The 506-nt window shown below is 74.1% G+C and carries 1 protein-coding gene; it reads right to left on the bottom strand.

The annotated features are described in order from the left end of the window. The coding region (locus tag QSK36_RS43085; RefSeq protein WP_285786446.1) for an SDR family NAD(P)-dependent oxidoreductase at nt 1-506 on the bottom strand (506 nt) is incomplete at both ends.

The following is a 506-nucleotide window of genomic DNA, read 5'->3' as shown; positions in this document are numbered from 1 at the left end:
CCTCGCCGAGGTGGCCGGTCATGCCGCTGGCCTGTTCCCACAGGCCCCAGGCCAGGGAGACCGCGGGCAGTCCCTGCGCGCGCCGCAACCGGGCCAGCCCGTCGAGGAAGGCGTTGGCCGCCGCGTAGTTGCCCTGCCCGGCGTTGCCGAAGACCCCCGCACCCGAGGAGAACAACACGAACGCCGCCAGATCCAGCCCACGGGTCAGCTCGTGCAGATGCCAGGCCGCGTCCACCTTGGGCCCGAACACCGCATCGAGCCGGCCCCGATCCAGATCGTCCAGCAACGCGTCGTCCAGCGCCCCGGCCGCGTGCACCACCGCCGTCAGCGGACGCTCCACGGGAATGCCCGTCAGCACCCGCGCCAACGCCTCGCGGTCGGCCACATCGGCCGCCACCACCCGCACCCGGGCACCGGCCTCCCGCAACTCCGCCACCAAGTCATCGGCGCCGGGAGCCTGCGAACCCCGGCGGCTGACCAGCACCAGCTCCCGCACCCCGTGCACG

The organism is Microbispora sp. NBRC 16548 (assembly GCF_030268985.1).
GTDB lineage: Bacteria > Actinomycetota > Actinomycetes > Streptosporangiales > Streptosporangiaceae > Microbispora > Microbispora catharanthi.
This window is presented reverse-complemented; position numbering and strand designations above follow the sequence as displayed.